The organism is Microbacterium rhizosphaerae (genome assembly GCF_034120055.1).
GTDB lineage: Bacteria > Actinomycetota > Actinomycetes > Actinomycetales > Microbacteriaceae > Microbacterium > Microbacterium rhizosphaerae.
The window spans coordinates 137,093-154,092 of sequence record NZ_CP139368.1 but is presented as its reverse complement, the minus strand read 5'-3'; the positions used below and the strand labels follow the sequence as shown (position 1 = coordinate 154,092).

Genomic DNA, 17,000 nt, shown 5'->3' with positions numbered 1-17,000 from the left:
GCAAGGGCCGCAGAATGGCCGGATGCCCCCCACGCGTTCTCGATCCGGCCTCGGCGCACGCCGCCGCGGTCCGAAGCGCGCGGGCCGTCGCCTCGCCGCCTGCTTCCTCGCTCTCGCCTGCATCGGCGTGGCGGTGGCGGCCTGCGCGCCCGATCGGCCCTCGGCGTCCGGCTCGCCGTCCCCCGGGTCGGCGACCCCGACCGCGTCCCCGACCCCGACCCCGACGGTCGACCCCATCGCCGCACTGACGCTCGAGCAGCGGGTCGGGCAGCTGTTCATGGTGGGCACGAGCGTGCGGGGCGCCGACCCGGCGACCCTGTCGGCCATCGCGGACCGGCACGCCGGCAGCATCTTCCTCCACGGCAGGTCGCAGGCGGGCGTGGATGCCACGGCATCCCTCGTCCGCTCGTTCACGTCGCTCGTGTCTCCGGCGACGACGGGCGACGAGCCGCTGTGGGTCGCGACCGACCAGGAGGGCGGCCAGGTGCAGGTCCTGCAGGGACCGGGGTTCGACCGCATCCCCTCCGCCCTCGCCCAGGGCGCGATGCCGCCCGATCAGCTGGCGTCGCAGGCGCGGACGTGGGGCGGCCAGCTCGGCATGGCGGGTGTCAACATGAACCTCGCACCCGTCGCCGACATCGTCACGAGCCCCGCAACCGCGCACTCGAATGCGCCGATCGGCGCGCTGCAGCGCGAGTACGGATTCGACGAATCGACCGTGGAGACCCACGCCGGCGCGTTCGCGGACGGGATGCGTGCCGCCGGCGTCGTCCCGACGTTCAAGCACTTCCCCGGGCTCGGCCGCGTCACCGGCAACACCGACTTCGACGCGGGCATCGTCGACGACACGGTGGATGCGTCCGCCCCCGACGTCGACGCGTTCCGTCGGCTCACGGCAGGCCCGGGCGTCTCGACGGTGATGCTCTCGACGGCGATCTACACGAAGATCGACCCGAGCACGCCAGCGGTGTTCTCGAGGACGGTCGTGACCGACCTCCTGCGCGACAGGGTGGGCTTCGACGGCGTGATCATGACCGACGACGTGTCGGCGACCGCCCAGGTCAAGGCGTGGTCGCCCGCGGATCGCGCTGTGCTGTCGATCCAGGCCGGTGTGGACGTGGTGCTCGTCTCGGCCGACCCGAGCGTCTACGCGCCGATGTACGACGCGGTGCTCGCGAAGGCCAAGGCCGACCCGGGCTTCGCGAAGCAGGTGGATGACGCCGCCCGCCGGGTGGTCGAGGCCAAAGCCCGCGGCTGAGGCGGACGCATCCTCAGCTCTCGGTGGGCCACTCGACGATGAGGCCCGGGACCTCGTACTCGCGCAGGTACTTCGACACGACCGGGCAGCGCGGCACGACGGTCTCGCCGCGGGAGGCGACATCCTCCATCGCCCGCTCGACCACGATGCCCGCGAGACCCTGCCCGCGGAAAGCGGGGTCGATCAGGGTGTGCGGGAAGACGAGGCGCCCACGCGTGTCCTTGATGAACTCTGTGAATCCGGCGAGCGTGTCGCCCACGCGCAGCTCGTAGCGGTGGGCCTCGTCGTTGCGCGTCACGGTGATCTCGTCCATCGCGGTCATGCATCCACTCAATCACGTCCGGGGGCGCAAGACGACGGGGGCGGCATCCGATCGATGAACGGATGCCGCCCCCTGCGGTCGCGAGACGTCAGCGGGTCAGTGCCGCATCCTCCTCGGAGGCCCGCTCCAGGTCACCCTCCTGCAGCGAGACGGTCGCGAGCGAGCGCGCCTCGCGGCTCGCGAGGTCGTCGTCCCGGTCGTCGTCGAGGTCCTCGGCGAACGGCTGGCCGTCGCGCGGAGCGTTGTAGAGGTCCGCGTCGAGGATGCGCTCGCGCTGCGAGACGATCGTCGGCACGAGCGCCTGACCGGCGACGTTGACGGCGGTGCGACCCATGTCGAGGATCGGGTCGATCGCCAGCAGCAGTCCGACGCCCTCGAGGGGCAGGCCCAGCGTCGAGAGGGTGAGCGTCAGCATGACGATGGCGCCCGTGGTGCCGGCCGTCGCGGCCGAGCCGACCACCGACACGACGATGATCATGAGGTACTGCCACCATTCGAGCTGGATGCCGTAGAACTGCGCGACGAAGATCGCGGCGACGGCGGGGTAGATGGCGGCGCAGCCGTCCATCTTCGTGGTCGCCCCCAGCGGCACGGCGAACGACGCGTAGCCGCGCGGCACCCCGAGGTTGCGCTCGGTGACGCGCTGCGTGAGCGGCAGCGTGCCGATCGACGAGCGGCTCACGAAGCCCAGCTGAATCGCCGGCCAGGCGCCCGAGAAGTACTGGCGGACCGAGAGGCGGTTGCTCTTGAGGATGATCGGGTACACCACGAACAGCACGAGCGCGAGGCCGATGTAGATCGCGCCGGCGAACCAGGCGAGCGACGTGAGACGTTCCCATCCGTACGTCACGACGGCCGAGCCGATGAGGCCCAGGGTGCCCAGCGGCGCGATGCGGATGATCCACCACAGCACACGCTGGATGACCTTGAGCAGCGACTCGGTGAAGACGAGGAAGGGCTCTGCCTTCCTGCCCGCCTTCAGCGCGGCGATGCCGACGGCCGCGGCCACGACGATGACCTGCAGCACGTTGAAGCCGACGGTCGAGGTGATCGCCCCCGACGCGGGGTCGGCCGCGCTCGTGACCTGCAGCCCGAGGAAGTTCTGCGGGATGAGCCCGATGAGGAAGTTCCACCACGTGCCCACCGTGTACGGGTCGCCGGGCTTCAGATCCGTGCCCGCGCGGCTGCCCGGCTGGATGACGAGACCGAGCACGATGCCGATCGACACGGCGATGAACGCCGTGATCGCGAACCAAAGGATCGTCTGGCCGGCGAGGCGTGCGGCGTTCTGCACGCGGCGCAGGTTCGAGATGCTCGCGACGATCGCGGTGAAGATGAGCGGCACCACAGCGGCGCGCAGGAGCGTCACGTACGACGTGCCGATCGTGGCGAGCGTGTCGGACAGCGGCGTGTGGTTCGTCGCACTCGCGCCGAGGCTGCGCGCGAGCAGACCGAGCGCGATACCCAGGATGAGGGCGACGACGATCTGGAAGCCGAACGAGGTCAGCACCTTGCGCAGCGGACTGCGCGTATCGGGTGCCTTGGCGCGGCGCGCGGGGGATGTTGCGGACATGCGGGGGTACTCCTTAGGGGTTGCCTCCACCGTATGGAATACCGGATCCCATGCAGACGGATGTTTCTTCCTGTGACAGCGCTGTCAGTGAGCGATGGGAGGCTGGAGTTGTCCCCAGGCGCCGACCGATCGCTCAGGCCTCTGTCGGCGCACGCGGATATGGTGGGGCGGGTGGATGCCGGGCAGCGGGTTGTGGATGCGCGCTCGGTGCTGCACGAGGTCTACGGGTACGACGAGTTCCGCGGCGACCAGGCGGCGATCGTCGACCATGTGATCGCGGGTGGCGATGCGGTGGTCCTGATGCCGACCGGCGCGGGCAAGAGCGTCACGTACCAGGTGCCTGCCCTCGTCCGGCCCGGCACGGGGCTCGTGGTCAGTCCGCTCATCGCGCTCATGCACGATCAGGTGGATGCGCTGGTCGCCAACGGCGTGCGCGCCGCGTACCTCAACTCGACCCAGTCCATCGACGAGCGGCGGGCGGTCGACCGCGCCTACCTCGACGGAGAGCTCGACCTGCTGTATGTCGCGCCCGAGCGCCTCGGCACCCTTCGACAGGCTCAGGGACCGAACCAGGCTCAGGGACCGAACCAGGCTCAGGGACCGAACCAGACCATCGCATTCCTGCAGCGGGGAGAACTGAGCGTCATCGCCATCGACGAGGCGCACTGCGTCTCGCAGTGGGGCCACGACTTCCGGCCCGACTACCTGACCCTCGGCGGCCTCGCCGACGCGTTCCCCGGCGTGCCGCGCATGGCGCTCACCGCGACGGCCACGCGCGAGACGCACCGCGAGATCACCAAGCGCCTGCGGCTGCCCGACGCCCGGCACTTCGTCGCGAGCTTCGACCGGCCCAACATCCAGTACCGCATCGAGCCGAAGGTCGACGCGCGCCGTCAGCTGCTCGCGTTCATCCGGTCGTTCCCCGACGCCGCCGGCATCGTCTACGCCCTCAGCCGCAAGTCCGTCGACCAGATCGCCGACTACCTCGCCGGTCAGGGCATCGACGCGCTGCCGTACCACGCCGGACTGCCCGCCGAGCAGCGGGCGGCGAACCAGTCCCGGTTCCTCCGCGAAGACGGCGTCGTCATGGTCGCGACGATCGCCTTCGGCATGGGCATCGACAAGCCCGACGTGCGGTTCGTCGCACACGTCGACCTGCCGAAATCGGTCGAGGGCTACTACCAGGAGACCGGCCGCGCCGGCCGCGACGGCGAGCCGTCGATCGCCTGGATGGCCTACGGCCTCGGCGACGTCGTGCAGCAGCGCCGGCTGATCGAGGCATCCCCCGGCGACCGCACGTTCAAGACGCGGCTGGGGCAGCACCTCGACGCCATGCTCGCTCTGTGCGAGACGGTGGGATGCCGGCGCCAGAACCTGCTCGGCTACTTCGGCGAGGTCTCCGAGCCGTGCGGCAACTGCGACACCTGCCTCACGCCGCCCGAGACGTGGGACGGGCTCATCCCGTCGCAGAAGCTGCTCTCGACGATCGTCCGGCTGCAGCGCGAGCGCGGGCAGTCGTACGGCGCCGGCCAGCTCATCGACATCCTGCGCGGCGCATCCACCGAGCGCGTCCGCCAGCTGAACCACGACACGCTCGCGACCTTCGGCATCGGCGCCGACCTCTCCGAGCAGGACTGGCGGAGCGTCGTGCGCCAGCTGCTCGCGCGCGGGTTCCTCGTGGCGCGGGGCGAGTACGGCACCCTCGGGCTCACCGATGCGAGCGCCGGCGTGCTGCGCGGAGACGCGGCGGTTCCGCTGCGCCGCGATGTGCTCGGCCGCGCGGGCGCGACCAGGTCGCGCAAGCCCGCAGCATCCGACTCGGTCGCCACTGCGAACCAGCCGCTGTTCGAGGCGCTCCGCGCGTGGCGCGCCGATACCGCTCGGGAGCAGGGGGTGCCGGCGTACATCGTCTTCGGGGATGCGACGCTCCGGGCGCTGGCCGAGCAGCGGCCTGTGACGCTCGCAGACCTCGACGGCATCAGCGGGATCGGTGCGAAGAAGCGCGAGGCCTACGGCGAGGCCGTGCTCGCTGTGGTCGCCGCCTCCGCATGACCCGCGCGTCCGCGTCTTAGGCTGGCGGAATCGGGCCCGACGACGGCCCGGATTCCGGAGGGCCTGCGTCACCCGTGCGGGCCGGAGAGGGTTCGACGATGAGCCTCAGCAATATCGAGATCGCACAGGGCGCCCGGATGCTGCCCATCGGAGAGGTCGCCGATGGTCTCGGCATCCCGCTCGACAACCTGGAGCCGTACGGGCGCTTCAAGGCCAAGGTCTCGCTGCCGTACCTCCGGTCGCTGCGCGACCGGCCGCAGGGCAAGCTCATCCTGATGACGGCGATATCGCCGACGCCCGCGGGCGAGGGCAAGACGACCACCACCGTCGGCCTCGGCGACGCGTTGACCCGCATCGGCGAGCGATCGATGATCTGCCTGCGCGAGCCGGCGCTCGGCCCCGTCTTCGGCATGAAGGGCGGGGCCGCCGGCGGCGGTTACGCGCAGGTCGTGCCGATGGAGGACATCAACCTGCACTTCACGGGCGACTTCGCCGCGATCGAGGCCGCCACGAACCTCCTCGCGGCGCTCGTCGACAACCACATCACGCACGGCAACGCGCTCGACATCGACACCCGCAGGATCACCTGGCGGCGCGTGCTCGATGTCAACGACCGGTCCCTGCGCGATGTCGTGATCGGACTGGGGGGTCTGGGCAACGGAAACCCGCGTGAGACGGGCTTCGACATCGTCGTCGCCTCCGAGGTGATGGCGATCTTCTGCCTCGCCACGAGCATCGCCGATCTCCGGGAGCGCCTCGGTGACATCGTCGTCGGGTACACGCGCGGGCGTGCCCCGGTGCGCGCCCGCGACCTGCAGGCCCACGGTGCGATGACCGCGGTGCTGCGCGATGCGCTCTCGCCGAACCTCGTGCAGACCCTCGAGAACACCCCGGCCTTCGTCCACGGCGGCCCGTTCGCGAACATCGCCCACGGCTGCAGCTCGGTCATCGCCACCAGTGCCGCGCTGCGCCTCGCCGACTACGTCGTCACCGAGGCGGGGTTCGGGGCGGATCTCGGCGCGGAGAAGTTCGTCGACATCCTGTGTCGCACGACCGGCCTGCGTCCGTCGGCGGCGGTCATCGTCGCGACCGTGCGCGCGCTGAAGTTCCACGGCGGCGTCGAGGTCGTGGACCTCCCGACTCCCGACGTCGCGGCGCTGGAGCGGGGGATGGTCAACCTGCGCCGACACGTGAAGACCGTGCGTGAGACGTGGGGCATCCCGGCCGTCGTGGCCGTCAACCACCGCGCCGAGGACACGGCTGAAGAGATCGCGGCCCTCGTCGCCGCCGTCGAGAAGGCCGGCGCCCGCGCGATCGTCGCCAAGCACTACGCCGAGGGCGGGGCGGGAGCGGAGGACCTCGCCCGCGAGGTGGTGCGCCTCTGCGAGGAGCCGACGGATCTGCACTTCACCTACCCCGACGAATCCGGGCTCTGGGACAAGATGAAGGCGATCGCCACGCGCATCTACGGCGCGAGCGACATCATCGCCTCCACCGCCGTGCGCACCCAGATCCGCCGACTGCAGGAGGAGGGATACGGCGACTACCCGGTCTGCGTCGCGAAGACCCAGTACTCGTTCTCGACGGATGCCAAGCTCCGCGGTGCGCCGTCCAACCACGTCGTCGACATCCGTGAGGTACGGCTCGCTGCCGGCGCGCGGTTCGTCGTGATGATCTGCGGCGACATCATGACGATGCCGGGGCTGCCCGCATCCCCTGCCGCCAACTCGATCGATGTCGACGACGAGGGGCGCATCACGGGCCTGTTCTGACTCGGTGGAAAACCTAGCGTCATTCGGTTTATGATGGCCGGATGAGCAACGACGCCGCACTCGAGACCGCCATCGACACCCGCTACCGGGACGCCTCCCTCCCCGTCGACGAGCGCGTCGAGATCCTCCTCGGCCAGATGACGCTCGAGGAGAAGGCCGGCCTCTTCTTCCACACGATGATCGCGATGGGCGAGGGCGGCGAGCTGTCCGAGGGCGACCCGGTGTTCGGCATCGCCTCGAACCGCGAGTACATCGCGGTCCGGCACATGTCGCACTTCAACCTCCTCGGCATCGCGCCGAAGGCGAGCGACATCGCCGCCTGGCACAACAAGGTGCAGGAGGTGGCGGCATCCACCCGTCTCGGCATCCCCGTGACGATCTCGACCGACCCGCGCCACTCCTTCAGCGAGAACCCGGGTGCCGCGTTCTTCGCCGGTCCCTTCTCGCAGTGGCCCGAGCCCCTCGGGCTTGCAGCGACCGCCGACCCCGAGCTCGTCGAGCGCTTCGGCGACATCGCCCGCCAGGAGTACACGGCCGTCGGCATCCGCGTTGCGCTGCACCCGCAGGTGGATCTCGCCACCGAGTCGCGCTGGGCACGTCAGCTCCAGACGTTCGGTGAGGATGCCGACCTCTCCGGCGAGCTCGGCGCGGCCTACGTGCGCGGCTTCCAGGGCTCGTCGTTCGGCGCCGGCTCGGTGTCGACCATGACCAAGCACTTCCCGGGCGGCGGCCCGCAGAAGGACGGCGAAGACCCGCACTTCGACTACGGCCGTGAGCAGGTCTACCCCGGCGACAACTTCGAGTACCACCTCAAGCCGTTCGAGGCCGTCTTCGCGGCGGGCGGCCGGCAGATCATGCCGTACTACGGCATGCCCGTCGGCACGGAGTACGAAGAGGTCGGCTTCGGCTTCAACAAGGGCGTCCTCACGGGGCTGCTGCGCGAGCGGTACGGCTTCGACGGCATCGTCTGCACCGACTGGGGCCTGATCACCGACCAGCCGATCATGGGCACGGAGTTCGCCGCGCGCGCGTGGGGCGTCGAGCACCTCACGCCCGCCGAGCGCATGGTGAAGGTCCTGGATGCCGGTGCCGATCAGTTCGGCGGCGAGCACGAGCCGTCGATGCTCGTGGACCTCGTCGAGTCGGGCGCGGTCAGCGAGGAGCGGCTGGACGTCTCGGCCCGCCGCCTGCTGCGCGAGAAGTTCCTGCTCGGGCTGTTCGAGAACCCGTTCGTGGATGTCGAGGCCGCCGACTCCATCGTCGGCTCCGACGGGTTCCGTGCCGCGGGCCTCGACGCCCAGCGCGCATCGGTCGCGGTCCTGTCCAACGCCCTTCGACGGGCTCAGGGACCTGTGCTGCCGTTCGCCCGCGGCGCGAAGCTGTATGTGGAGGGCATCGCACCCGAAGCAGCGGCCGCGTACGGCGAGGTCGTCGAGACACCGGGTGAGGCGGATGTCGCGATCCTCCGCATCCAGGCGCCCTACGAGGTGCGCGACTCGATGTTCGAGAACTTCTTCCACGCCGGCTCGCTCGACTTCCCCGTCGACGTCGTCACGCACGTGCAGGAGGTCGCTGCCGCGGTCCCGACGGTGGTCGACGTCTTCCTCGACCGGCCCGCCATCCTCGCGCCTATCGTCGAGGCCGCTGACGCGGTGGTCGCGAACTGGGGCGCGAGCGCCGAGGCGCTGCTCGACGTCCTGTCGGGCGCGGTTCCCGCGCAGGGGAAGCTGCCGTTCGACGTGCCGCGCAGCATGGCGGCGGTCGAGGCATCCCGTCCCGACGTCCCGTTCGACACCGCCGACCCCCTCTTCCGCTTCGGCCACGGGCTCGCGCTGTAGTCCTCCCGAGCCCTCTCCGGTCCCCGGCCGTCTCCGGCTCCGGTCCCCGAGCCTGTCGAGGGGTCGTCGGCGCGACGCCTCGACGAGCTCGGCGACCGTGGGGGTGGCTGGTTGTATCCGTCTCCGGCTCCGGTCCCCGAGCCTGTCGAGCGGTCGTCGCCGCGACGCCTCGACAAGCTCGGCGACCGGGGGGCTCGGCGACCGGGGGCTCGGCGACCGGGGGCTCGGCGACCGAGGGGCTCGGCGACCGGGGGCTCGGCGACCGAGGGGCTCGACGACCGAGAGGGCGACCGTGGGGTCGCACGACGCCCTACGCCTGGGCTTCCTCGGCGAGCTCCTGCGCGGCCCGCCGAGGCACCACGACCACAGGAACGGGGGAGTGGCGGACGACCTTCGCGGCGTGCGACCCGAGGAAGACCCGGGCGATGGGCCCGAGGCTGCTCGAGCCGACGACGAGCACGTCGTCGGCGTTCCACTCGACGTCCTCGATCGCCGACTCCCACGTATGGCCCATGCCGATCACGGTGTCGGCGGTCTTCGGCGGGCGCGGCAGCGAGGAGACTTCGGCGATGAGCTGCTGCGCATGCCGGTCGATGTCGCTCGCCCACTCGTCGATGATGCGCTGCTCGTCCGCGAGGCCCGTTCCGGACGTGCCCGACACCGTCGGGACGACGGCGAACGACGCGATCCGCAGCGACGCGCCGACTTGTGCCGCGATGCCCGCGGCGCCGATCACGAGGTCGGCCGCGGCATCCGTCCCGCCATACGCGGCGGTGACGCGCCCTACGCGGGCCTCGTCCTTCGTCCGGAACCCTCGCGGCGCGATCGCGACGGGCACGTGCGAGGCGTGCACGAGCGCATCGCTCTCCGACCCGAGGGCGATGCGTCCGAGCGGACCCGCAGACGACGACCCGACGACCACCAGGTCGCAGCCCCGCTCATCGACGAGTTCGAGCAGCCCGCGACGGGCGGAGGACGCCTCGCGCAGCAGGTACTCGGCCTGCACGGAGTCGCCGAGCACGGCTGCGGCGTGATCGAGGACGACGTTCGCCGTCTGGTGCGTGTACCTCTGCCATTCGGCATCCGATCGGCCGGCGGTCATGGGCCACGTCTGCGGCACGATCGCCGCGACGACGAGATCCGTGCCTGCGGACCGCGCGAGCATGGCCGCGAGGTGCAGCGTCGAGGCCGAGCGCTGACCGGGATTGACGCCGACGAGGAACGTCATCCCCGATCCTCCGTCTTCCGCTCGGCGGCGGCCCTGCGCACCTCACCCGTCGTCGGCTGCGCGACATTCGTCGTGTACGGCACGTATGGGGCGCTGTCGTCCGGGTCGACGGGGACGACCGGATGACCGACCTCGAGCTCGGAATGCCTGCGGCCGTAGAACCAGTAGAAGACGAGGAACACGATCGTCCAGATCACGAAGACCTCGATCGTGATCAGACGCAGCTGGGTGATGATCGCGATGCAGCCGAGGATCGACAGGATCGGGATCGTCCAGCCGAACGGCAGCCGGAAGCCGCGCTCCAGGTTCGGCTCGCGCACGCGCAGGATGATGACGCCCAGCGACACGACGATGAACGCGACGAGGGTGCCGATCGAGGTCATCTCGGCGAGGAAGTCGATCGGGATGACGGCGGCCAGAGTGGCGGTCAGGACCATGACGATGACCGTGTTCGGGATCGGCGTCATCGTGCGGGGGTTCACCTTCGCGAAGATGGGCGGGATCATCCCGTCGCGCGACATCGCGAACAGGATGCGCGTCTGGCCGTACAGGACCACGAGGGTCACCGAGAAGATCGAGATGATCGCGCCCGCGGCGACGATGGTTCCCGGCCAGCTCGCGCCGATGATGTTCTGCAGGATGGCGGCGAGCCCGGCATCCTGGTTCTTGAACTTGTCCGGGGCCTGCGCGCCGAGCGCGGCGAGGCACGTCAGTACGTAGAGCGCGACGATGATCAGCAAGGCGAAGATGATCGCGAGCGGTAGGTTCCGCTTCGGGTTCTTCGCCTCGTCGCCCGCGGTGGACACGGCATCCAGACCCACGAACGAGAAGAAGATGATGCCCGCCCCGCCGATGATCCCGGCGAACCCGGCCGGCGCGAAGTTGTGGAAGTGATCGGCGTTCCAGCCCGTGAAGGCGACGGCGCAGAAGAACAGGATGACGGCGATCTTGATGACGACCATGACGCTGTTCACGGTCGTCGACTCGCTCGCCCCGCGGATCAGCAACAGCGAGCACAGCACGATCACGATGATCGCGGGGATGTTGATGATCCCGCCCTGCTCCGGAGCCTGCGACCATTGGAGCGGGATCTGCCAGCCGAACAGGTTCTGCAACAGCTGGTTGACGTACTGCGACCAGCCGACCGCGACCGCCGCGGTCGAGACGCCGTACTCCAGCAGCAGGCAGGCGCCGACGCCCATCGCGGTCGCCTCGCCGAGGGTCGCGTACGCGTAGGAGTACGTCGAGCCCGAGACGGGCACGGCACCCGCCATCTCCGCGTAGCACAGCGCCGTGAGGCCGGCGACGACGCCGCCGATCACGAACGACCAGATCACGGCGGGACCGGCCACCGGAACGGCCTGCGACAGGATGAAGAAGATCCCTGTGCCGAGCGTGCCACCGACGCCGATCATCGTCAGCGAGAAGAGACCGATGCTGCGCTTGAGGTGCACCTCGTTCGCACCGGGAGGCGTCGTCGGCTTGCGCCGCAGCAGCTGTTGGGCGACCGTGGGCATGGCGTCTCCTGACTTCGTCCGGCCCCGGTCGCCGTCGACCGGGCTGGCTCACAGCCTCCTACCGGGCGCGGGCGTGCCGCAACCGGGTGCGCGTCACACGTCGCGCGCGAAGAGGTCGTCCCAGGTTTCGCGGCGGATGACGGCGCGGGCTTCGCCGTCGTGTGCGAACACCACGGGCGGCCGGCGGTAGCCGTTGTAGTTGTTGGCCATCGTGTGCGTGTACGCGCCGGTCGCCGGCACGGCCAGCAGGTCGCCGACGCGGGGCTCCGGCAGGACGATCGGGTCGATGAGGACGTCGCCGCTCTCGCAGTGCCGCCCGACGATCACGACCTCCTCGGTCGGCTGCTCGTTCATGCGCTGGGCGAGGGATGCCTCGTAGCGCTGCCCGAACAAGGCGACCTCGAGGTTGTCGCCCATCCCGCCGTCGACGGCGACGAAGGTGCGCGCATCCCGCTTCACGGTCGTGACCGTGTACAGCGTCGCCGCGGTTCCGTTCACCATGCTGCGGCCCGGCTCGATGATGAGCTCGGCCTCCGCGGGCAGGTGCTCGCGCGCCGCCCGGATGAGCGCGTCCAGATAGTCGTCGACGGATGCCGGGTGCTCGGCGTACGTGTACCGAGCGCCGAGGCCGCCGCCGAGGTCGTAGACCGGGAACTCGCCCATCGCCGCGAGCGGAGCGACGGCCGCCGCGAGCTCCGCCGGATCCATGATCTGTGAGCCCACGTGCGCGTGGACGCCCCTGACCTCGATACGGTCGCTCGTGCGCATCCGGTCGATCAGCGCGCTCGCGGTCGGCGGCGTGAGGCCGAACTTCGAGCCGATCTGACCGGTCTGCACGTGCGCGTGAGTGGATGACTCGACGCCCGGGACGATCCGCACGAGAACCCCCTGCCGCCGCCCCGCAGGCACCGCCGCCTCCAGTCGGTCGACGTCGTCTGCGTTGTCGACGACGACGAGTCCGACGCCCGCGCTCACGGCCAGCTCGATCTCCTCGGTCGACTTGGCGTTGCCGTGGAGCACGACGAGCGCCGGATCGACGCCGGCGCGCAGCGCGCTCTTGATCTCACCGCCTCCGGCGACGTCGAGTCCGAGCCCCTCCTCGACCATGACCCGCTGCACCGCTGTCGCCGGGAAGGCCTTCGAAGCGAACACCGCGCGGGCGTGGGGCCAGCGCCGGGTGAGCTCGTCCCGGTATTCGCGGGCGCGGGCGCGCAGCGCTCCCTCGTCGACGACGATCGCCGGCGTGCCGAACTCGGCGGCCAGGTCGTCGACGCGGCAGCCGCCGATGCGCAGGGTGCCGTCGGCATCCACTGTCGTGCCTGCGGGAAAGAGGGAGAGGATGTCGTGTTCCACGGCATCACCGTAGAGTCCTGCCCCTCGCCGCCTCTACCCGCCGGGTGCTTCACCTGTCACCATCACGCGCTGCAGCTCGATTTCGTGACAGGTGAACGTGCCCTTGACAGGTGAACGTGCCCTTGACAGGTGAACGTGCCCTTGACAGCTGAACGTGCCCTTGACAGGTGAACGTGCCCTTGACAGGTGAACGTGCCCTTGACAGCTGAATTGTCACGTTCCCGGGCCGGAGTGCGTGTTTGTGACAGGTGAGTTGCGTGATCGGGGCTCCGCTGTCGGTTTCGTGGGGTTGAGTGCGTGTTTGTGACAGGTGAGCTGCGTGATCGGGGCTCCGCTGTCGGTTTCGTGGGGTTGAGTGCGTGTTTGTGACAGGTGAGCTGCGTGATCGGGGCTCCGCTGTCACGTTCCGAGGCTGAGCGCTAGTCCCTGACAAGTGAGCCTGGCCGCCAGCCCGCATCCCAAAGTGCGTCTCGAACGAGCGCCGCGGCAGGTCGGCTGCTCCGGTACAGAGTCTCCGCTGTGACCCGCACAACGGTCCACCCGGCGGCGGTATACGCGCGGTACTTCTCGATATCCCGGTTCCACTGCAGCTTGTCGACTCGGTGCTGCTCACCCTCGTACTCGACCGCCACTCTGAAGCCAGGGAAGGCGATTTCGCTGATGCCCAGAAGACGGCCGACACCGTCGCGGACCTCGTGATCCAACACGGGTGTGGGGAGGCGCGCATCCATGAGATCAAGCCGAAGATGCGATTCGGGCCGTGAGGATGAGCCGACCCGGATAAGCGGAAGCGCCTCGCGAAGCCGCCCGATCCCGACCCGGCGACCGGCGGCGATCGCCGCCTCGAGTTGTGTGGTCGTGCCGAGCGCGGATGCGGGATCGGCGGGAGCACCGCCCTCGCCGCGCGGAACGCGAACGATGGCATCGCCGACAGCGACCAGGTCGCGCACGCTCAGTACGGCGCCGAGCTGTGCCCATGTCGATGCAGGGCTTGTGACGGTGAGGCCGCCGATGTTGCGGAGAGCCACGAGATGAGGAGGAACTTGGTGGCCCCTCACTCCACGCCCTCGCGGTGCGCGATGCGGCTGGTAGACGCCTACGTGGACAGGAGTGTCGACGTGGATCGGAACGGGCAGCCCATAGATGAGGGCTGCGGATTCGAGCACGAAGAATGCGCCGGGAGCCAACCGTGGGCCGTATGCGAGCGTGCGCTGAAGGGCCGCGCCATCCGCCGTCGTCTCTGCGGGTCGGGGCCAGTGGAAGTCTTGCGTCGTCCGCACACCCCAGAAGGGACGGTTCAAGTCCGTGGCGGCGAGGCGCCCTGGAGTGAGCCCGGCGGCGCGCGCATCCCGAACGCGGAAGGTGATGCCGAGGTGCTTGGGGATGGGCACTGACGACGGTCTCACATCACGAGGATCGGCCGACGGGCACGTGCGCGGCGGCGGCATTCCGCACCGGTGGACAGGTCGCTGAAGGTCGCCGTGGTGGAGGAAGCCCGTCCGCAACCGCCGCCACGCCCCGGACGCCGCGTTCATTCGCGGCGGCTCCGCGTCCGGCCGGATGCCGGCATGCCGCGCTTGCTCGCCTGCCACGATCCCGGGCTCGAAGCCGCAGACGTGACAGGTGAAGCGTTGCCGCGCTTGTTCGCCTGTCACGATCCTGGGCTCGAGGCCTCGGACGTGACAGGTGAGGGGTTGCCGCGGTTGTGCGCCTGTCGCGATCGCGGGCATGAGGCCGCGGACGTGACAGACGAGCACCCGCGCGTGTGGGGTTGCCACAATCGGGCCGACGGCCGGCGGTCGCGAAAGTTGTATGAGAGTCCCAACCGAGTCGCATCCGCGTTGTGGGAGTCCTACCGTTGTGAGTGTTCTCCGCCGATTCTGAAAGGTGAGGTCATGGTCGACGCCGTTGTCCGTTCACACACGCCCGCTACGTCCAAGCACACGCCGGCCGGCGGTGCCCCGACCGCACCGCACTCGGCCGACGAGGCGCAGGCCGTCGAGGCGTCGGAGCCCCGCATCGACCTCGTCACGGTCAACGATCTGCTGCTCGGCACGTGGGCAGCCACGCGCCGCGAGGCGCGCGAGCTCATCAAGGATCCGCTGTTCTGGCGCGTCGACGGCCTGCCGATGGCCGAGCACCGCGAACGGGCGCTCGCCGCGATGCACGTCCTCGTGGAGAACAACGGGTCGCGCCGCGCGTTCCCGGAGAAGTTCGGCGGACTCAACGACAACGGCTCGAACATCGCCGGCTTCGAGGAGCTCGTGCTGGCCGACCCCAGCATCCAGATCAAGTCGGGCGTGCAGTGGGGGCTTTTCGGCTCGGCCATCTACCAGCTCGGCACGGAGGCGCACCACGATGCGTGGCTGCCCGACGTCATCAGCCTCGCGCTGCCGGGGGCGTTCGCGATGACCGAGATCGGGCATGGATCGGATGTCGCGGCGATCGGCACGACGGCGACGTACGACCCGGACACCGATGAGTTCGTCATCCACACGCCCTTCCGCGCGGCGACCAAGGAGTACCTCGGCAACGCGGGACTCCACGGACGGGCCGCGACGGTGTTCGCGCAGCTCATCACGGGCGGCGTCAACTACGGCGTGCACTGCTTCTTCGTGCCGATCCGGGATGCCGCGGGCGCCGACCTTCCCGGCATCACCACGGAGGACGACGGCGTGAAGGGCGGCCTGAACGGGATCGACAACGGCCGCATCACGTTCGACCAGGTCCGCATCCCGCGCACCAACCTCCTGAACCGCTACGGGAACGTCGCGGCCGACGGCTCGTACTCGAGCGACATCCCGTCGCCCGGACGTCGCTTCTTCACGATGCTCGGTGCCCTGGTGCAGGGCCGCGTGTCGCTGGACGGGGCCGCGACCACGGCATCCGCCCTGGCGCTCAAGATCGCCGTCACCTACGCGAACCAGCGCCGCCAGTTCGACTCCGGCGCCGGGACGCCCGAGGTCGTGCTGCTGGACTACGCGAAGCATCAGCGCCGCCTGCTGCCGCGGCTCGCGCAGACCTACGCGCAGGCCTTCGCCCATGACGAGCTGCTGCGCTCCTTCGACGGCGTCTTCGGCGGCCGCACCGACACGCCCGCCGAGCGCGAGAACCTCGAGACGCTCGCCGCGGCGCTCAAGCCGCTCAGCACGTGGCACGCCCTGGACACGATCCAGGAGTGCCGCGAGGCGTGCGGCGGCTCGGGGTTCATGGCCGAGAACCGCCTCGTCGGTCTGCACCACGACCTCGACATCTACGTCACCTTCGAGGGCGACAACAACGTGCTGCTCCAGCTCGTGGGCAAGCGCCTGCTGAGCGACTACGCCAAGCAGTTCAAGGGGAAGGATGCCGCCGCCCTCGCTCGGTTCGCGGTCGGCCAGACGGCGGGCAAGGTCTTCCACGGCGCCGGCCTGCGCCAGCTCGGACAGAATGTCGGCGACCTGGGCCGGACCGCGCGCTCCGTCGAGCGCGGACTGCGCGCCGACCAGCAGCACGAGCTGCTGGCCGGCCGGGTGCAGCAGATGGTCGCAGACATCGCGGTGCGGCTGCGACCGGCATCCAAGCTGTCGCCGGTGGAGGCGGCCGCGGTGTTCAACGAGAACCAGTCCGAGCTCATCGAGGCCGCCCGCGCGCACGCGGAGCTCCTCCAGTGGGAGTCGTTCACCGACGCCATCGCGAAGGTCGGCGACGAGGGGACCCTGCGGGTCCTGACGTGGCTGCGCGACCTGTTCGGCCTCTGGCTCATCGAGAAGCACCTCGCCTGGCACCTCATCCACGGCCGCCTGTCGGCCCAGCGCGGCGCCGCCGTGTCGTCGTACATCGACCGGCTGTGCGCGCGGCTGCGCCCGCACGCGCAGGATCTGGTGGATGCGTGGGGCTTCGCGCCCGAGCACGTGCGCGCCCCCATCGCCTCCGGCGCCGAGCAGGAGCGGCAGGATGCGGCCCGCGCGTACTACGCCGCGCTCGCCACGTCAGGGCAGGCGCCGGTCTCCGAGAAGGCCGTCAAGAAGCACTGATCGCCGCGGCATCCCTCGTCTGCTTTCGCTGAGAGCGAAGAGGGATGCCCCAGCCTTCAGAATGTCGGAAG

11 protein-coding genes are annotated in these 17,000 nt (G+C 70.0%); 5 read left to right on the top strand and 6 right to left on the bottom strand.

Going from position 1 to position 17,000, the window contains the following annotated elements; translation table 11 throughout:
- The first annotated feature begins 22 nt into the window (after positions 1–22).
- A complete protein-coding gene (locus tag SM116_RS00710; RefSeq protein WP_320942552.1) occupies positions 23–1,258 on the top strand; it encodes a glycoside hydrolase family 3 N-terminal domain-containing protein in 1,236 nt (411 codons plus the stop codon).
- 13 nt (positions 1,259–1,271) lie between these two features.
- On the opposite strand, the gene SM116_RS00705 is transcribed toward SM116_RS00710, so the two are convergent.
- Together SM116_RS00705 and SM116_RS00700 are read right to left on the bottom strand one after the other, a co-directional pair.
- Entirely contained in the window at positions 1,272–1,580 is a 309-nt protein-coding gene (locus tag SM116_RS00705) for a GNAT family N-acetyltransferase (protein WP_320942551.1), read from the bottom strand.
- 88 nt (positions 1,581–1,668) lie between these two features.
- Positions 1,669–3,153 carry a dicarboxylate/amino acid:cation symporter gene (locus SM116_RS00700; RefSeq protein ID WP_320942550.1) on the bottom strand — a complete coding sequence of 495 codons (1,485 nt, stop codon included), beginning with the start codon at positions 3,151–3,153 and terminating at the stop codon, positions 1,669–1,671.
- 159 nt (positions 3,154–3,312) lie between these two features.
- On the opposite strand from SM116_RS00700, the gene recQ reads away from it, so the two are divergent.
- The 3 genes from recQ (at position 3,313) to SM116_RS00685 (ending at position 8,815) form a co-directional block, all read left to right on the top strand.
- A complete protein-coding gene (gene recQ, locus SM116_RS00695) occupies positions 3,313–5,205 on the top strand; it encodes a DNA helicase RecQ (RefSeq protein ID WP_425563219.1) in 1,893 nt (630 codons plus the stop codon).
- A gap of 98 nt (positions 5,206–5,303) precedes the next feature.
- Positions 5,304–6,977 carry a formate--tetrahydrofolate ligase gene (locus tag SM116_RS00690; protein WP_320942548.1) on the top strand — a complete coding sequence of 558 codons (1,674 nt, stop codon included), beginning with the start codon at positions 5,304–5,306 and terminating at the stop codon, positions 6,975–6,977.
- 41 nt (positions 6,978–7,018) lie between these two features.
- The gene (locus SM116_RS00685; RefSeq protein ID WP_320942547.1) at positions 7,019–8,815 is read left to right on the top strand and encodes a glycoside hydrolase family 3 protein; all 1,797 of its coding nucleotides are present in this window, start codon (positions 7,019–7,021) and stop codon (positions 8,813–8,815) included.
- Between the two features lie 310 nt (positions 8,816–9,125).
- On the opposite strand, the gene SM116_RS00680 is transcribed toward SM116_RS00685, so the two are convergent.
- The 4 genes from SM116_RS00680 to SM116_RS00665 all read right to left on the bottom strand — a co-directional run bounded on the left by SM116_RS00680 (position 9,126) and on the right by SM116_RS00665 (position 13,941).
- Positions 9,126–10,043, bottom strand: coding sequence for a universal stress protein (locus SM116_RS00680; RefSeq protein WP_320942546.1), 918 nt, complete (start codon positions 10,041–10,043; stop codon positions 9,126–9,128).
- Positions 10,040–11,560: an amino acid permease gene (locus SM116_RS00675; protein ID WP_320942545.1), complete on the bottom strand. Its 1,521-nt coding sequence runs from the start codon at positions 11,558–11,560 to the stop codon at positions 10,040–10,042. The genes SM116_RS00680 and SM116_RS00675 overlap by 4 nt, the downstream gene beginning before the upstream one ends.
- A gap of 93 nt (positions 11,561–11,653) precedes the next feature.
- Positions 11,654–12,913, bottom strand: a complete 1,260-nt coding sequence (gene lysA / locus SM116_RS00670) for a diaminopimelate decarboxylase (RefSeq protein WP_320942544.1) — start codon at positions 12,911–12,913, stop codon at positions 11,654–11,656.
- A gap of 419 nt (positions 12,914–13,332) precedes the next feature.
- The gene (locus SM116_RS00665) at positions 13,333–13,941 is read right to left on the bottom strand and encodes a hypothetical protein (RefSeq protein ID WP_320942543.1); all 609 of its coding nucleotides are present in this window, start codon (positions 13,939–13,941) and stop codon (positions 13,333–13,335) included.
- A gap of 867 nt (positions 13,942–14,808) precedes the next feature.
- Here SM116_RS00665 and SM116_RS00660 point away from each other — a divergent pair.
- Positions 14,809–16,929: an acyl-CoA dehydrogenase family protein gene (locus SM116_RS00660; protein WP_320942542.1), complete on the top strand. Its 2,121-nt coding sequence runs from the start codon at positions 14,809–14,811 to the stop codon at positions 16,927–16,929.
- Positions 16,930–17,000: the final 71 nt, after the last annotated feature.